Genomic DNA, 3,280 nt, shown 5'->3' with positions numbered 1-3,280 from the left:
AGACAACCATGAAGTATATAATAACTGGGGAGTTGGTCTAGCAGAATTAGCAAAATCCAAGACAGGGGAAGAAGCTGAGCAACTGTACCTTGAAAGTTTAACAAAATACCAAAAAGCAACTGATATAAATCCCGATATGCATGAAGCATACAATAACTGGGGAAATGGTCTAGCAGAATTAGCAAAATCCAAGACAGGGGAAGAAGTTGAGCAACTGTACCTTGAAGCTTTTACAAAATACCAAAAAGCAACTGATATAAATCCCGAAATGCATGCAGCATATTATAATTGGGGTAATAATTTAGTTGAATTAGCAAGGACCAAAAGTGGGAAAGAAGCGGAACAATTATACCTTGATGCTTTTACAAAACACCAAAAAGCTACTGATATAAAACCTGATAAACATAATTCATATCATAATTGGGGAGTTAGCTTAACGGAACTAGCAAAAACCAAAACTGGGAAAGAAGCGGAACAATTATCTCAACATGCAGTCGAAATATTTAAAAAAGGTATAGAAGTAGGAGGAGGACACTATAATTTAGCTTGTTTGTATGCTTCAAAAAATTATAAAAAGGAAGCTCTACATCATTTAGATATAAGTTTACAAAATGATGAGATTCCTACTCTGTTTGTTAAAGAAGATGAAGATTGGGAGGTATTTTTGAGGGATGACGATTTTAATATACTTTTAAATAAATATGAGAAGTAGAGTGTGTAAATCATTAAAGTTATCCTCAACTGCACCACTTCTAAAATAACAATATCGTAGCGGATTTATACTAATCCGCTTTTTTATTAAAAAAAATGCAAAATTAAAATTGCATAAATCCCGAATAAAAAACTATCTTTGCGCTCGAAAAAAAGATACTTTTTCAAGTAAATAAATAGCTGTTAAATAAATACATAAGCAATGTCTAAAGGAACAGGAAAAGTTGCACAGATTATCGGGCCGGTGGTAGACGTAGTGTTTAACACACAAAACGCTGAGCTTCCTAAGATCTACGATTCATTGGAGATCACAAAAAATGATGGCACTAAGTTAGTGCTTGAGGTACAATCGCACATAGGTGAAAACACTGTGCGCACCATCTCTATGGACTCTACTGACGGTTTGAGCAGGGGCCAGGAAGTGGTTGCTACCGGGGCGCCTATCCAGATGCCGATTGGTAACGATATTTACGGACGTTTGTTTAATGTAGTAGGCGACGCTATTGACGGACTTGGCGACCTGCCAAAAGCAGGCGAAAGCGGTTTACCAATTCACCGCCAGGCTCCCAAATTTGAAGACCTTTCTACCTCTTCGGAAGTACTTTTTACAGGTATCAAAGTAATCGACCTTATTGAGCCTTATGCAAAAGGTGGTAAAATTGGTCTTTTTGGTGGTGCCGGTGTTGGTAAAACAGTACTTATCCAGGAGCTTATCAATAACATTGCAAAAGGCCACGGTGGTCTTTCGGTATTTGCCGGTGTGGGCGAGCGCACCCGTGAGGGTAACGACCTTATGCGCGAGATGCTTGAATCGGGCATTATTAAGTATGGCGACGACTTTATGCACTCTATGGAGGCAGGAGGCTGGGACCTTTCTAAAGTTGACAAAAACCTGATGAGGGAAAGTAAAGCTACCTTTGTGTTCGGACAGATGAACGAACCACCGGGAGCACGTGCACGTGTGGCACTTTCAGGTCTTACCATTGCCGAGTACTTTCGTGACGGGGCAGGTGAAAGCCAGGGTAAAGACGTACTTTTCTTCGTAGATAACATATTCCGTTTTACACAGGCGGGTTCAGAGGTATCGGCACTTCTTGGCCGTATGCCTTCTGCGGTAGGTTACCAGCCAACTCTTGCAACAGAGATGGGTGCCATGCAGGAGCGTATTACCTCTACTAAAAAAGGATCTATTACATCTGTACAGGCAGTATATGTACCTGCGGATGACTTAACTGACCCGGCTCCGGCTACAACATTTGCCCACCTTGATGCAACAACGGTACTTAGCCGTAAAATTGCCGAGCTTGGTATTTACCCTGCGGTAGACCCATTGGATTCTACTTCAAGGATACTTACCCCGCAAATTTTGGGTAACGAGCACTATGACTGTGCACAAAGGGTAAAAGAAATTCTACAAAAATACAAGCAGCTACAGGATATCATTGCCATTCTTGGTATGGAAGAACTTAGCGAGGAAGACAAACTGTCTGTAAGCCGCGCACGCCGCGTTCAGCGTTTCCTTTCTCAGCCGTTCCACGTAGCAGAGCAGTTTACAGGTATACCGGGTGTACTTGTAGATATTAAAGACACCATTAAAGGATTTAACATGATCATAGACGGTGAGCTTGACCATCTGCCGGAAGCAGCCTTTAACCTTAAAGGTACCATAGAGGATGTAATTGAGGCAGGACAAAAAATGCTTGCAGAGGCATAGTAAGCCGTTTAGCTTACAGCTTTAAGCAAACAGCGCAAAATAAAGCTGTTAACCGTTAACTTATAACTGAAGTTATGTTATTAGAAATAGTATCACCGGAAGGGCATTTATTTAAAGGCGAGGTTACATCGGTAACTGTGCCGGGTATAAATGGCGAATTCCAGATGTTAAACCACCACGCCAATATAGTATCTGTACTGGCTGCGGGCGACGTTAAAATAGCGGTTGGCACCCTGAATGCCGCCGCAGAATATTCGCCAAAGTTTACCCGTAACGAAAAAGAAGGCAAGCTTGTTTTACCTATTAAGTCGGGCACTTTGGAAATGAAAGACAACAGGATTATTATTTTGGTTGATTAATTCGTTCATAATTCTATTAAAAACCCTTTCTGTACAGAGAGGGTTTTTTTATGATTCTAATCTCTCTTTTTCAAACAAGAGAGATTGTAAATAAAAATTATGACCATCATCAGTAAAAGAAAAAACACCCGTAACACTAACCACAATTTTAAATTTACGCAGTGCTATAAGTGCTATAATAATTTCACCATCAGTTGTTGGCACATTTTCGATTATCTTTTTTCCATGATAAATTAGAAACTCAAAAAGATTATACCTTTTCATTTTAACAATTACCGTTTCACTCTCAAGCAATTTCTTTAATTGATTAAAATTTAAATTATTATATAAAAGATCTTTACCTGAATTATTCATGAGCAATTGCTGTCTTAAATCAGCATTTTCTTTGGTAAGTCTTGCGATCTCTTCTGCTAATAAATTAGTATCTATAGAATTATCCCCTCTAATCCAACCTATTAAATTTTTTGTGTAACTAAAATCAGATAGTGTCTCATGA

The 3,280-nt window shown here is 39.2% G+C and carries 4 protein-coding genes; 3 read left to right on the top strand and 1 reads right to left on the bottom strand.

What is annotated here, in order from left to right:
* The 3 genes from Q0K96_RS09675 to Q0K96_RS09665 form a co-directional block, all read left to right on the top strand.
* Window positions 1–712 (top strand): hypothetical protein (locus Q0K96_RS09675; RefSeq protein ID WP_297333790.1); only part of this gene is annotated, 712 nt, incomplete at its 5' end.
* 201 nt (window positions 713–913) lie between these two features.
* The gene (gene atpD, locus Q0K96_RS09670; RefSeq protein WP_297333789.1) at window positions 914–2,425 is read left to right on the top strand and encodes a F0F1 ATP synthase subunit beta; all 1,512 of its coding nucleotides are present in this window, start codon (window positions 914–916) and stop codon (window positions 2,423–2,425) included.
* A gap of 74 nt (window positions 2,426–2,499) precedes the next feature.
* Complete coding sequence (locus Q0K96_RS09665; RefSeq protein WP_297333788.1) at window positions 2,500–2,784, top strand: F0F1 ATP synthase subunit epsilon; 285 nt, start codon at window positions 2,500–2,502, stop codon at window positions 2,782–2,784.
* Window positions 2,785–2,832: 48 nt separating this feature from the next.
* Here Q0K96_RS09665 and Q0K96_RS09660 read toward each other — a convergent pair.
* On the bottom strand, window positions 2,833–3,280 hold a 448-nt coding region (locus Q0K96_RS09660; protein ID WP_297333787.1), incomplete at its 5' end, for a hypothetical protein.

Source organism: Flavobacterium sp. (assembly GCF_024305175.1).
Taxonomy (GTDB): Bacteria; Bacteroidota; Bacteroidia; order Flavobacteriales; family Flavobacteriaceae; genus Flavobacterium.
Note: the sequence above shows the minus strand (reverse complement) of the source record. Positions and strands in the feature narration are given on the sequence as shown.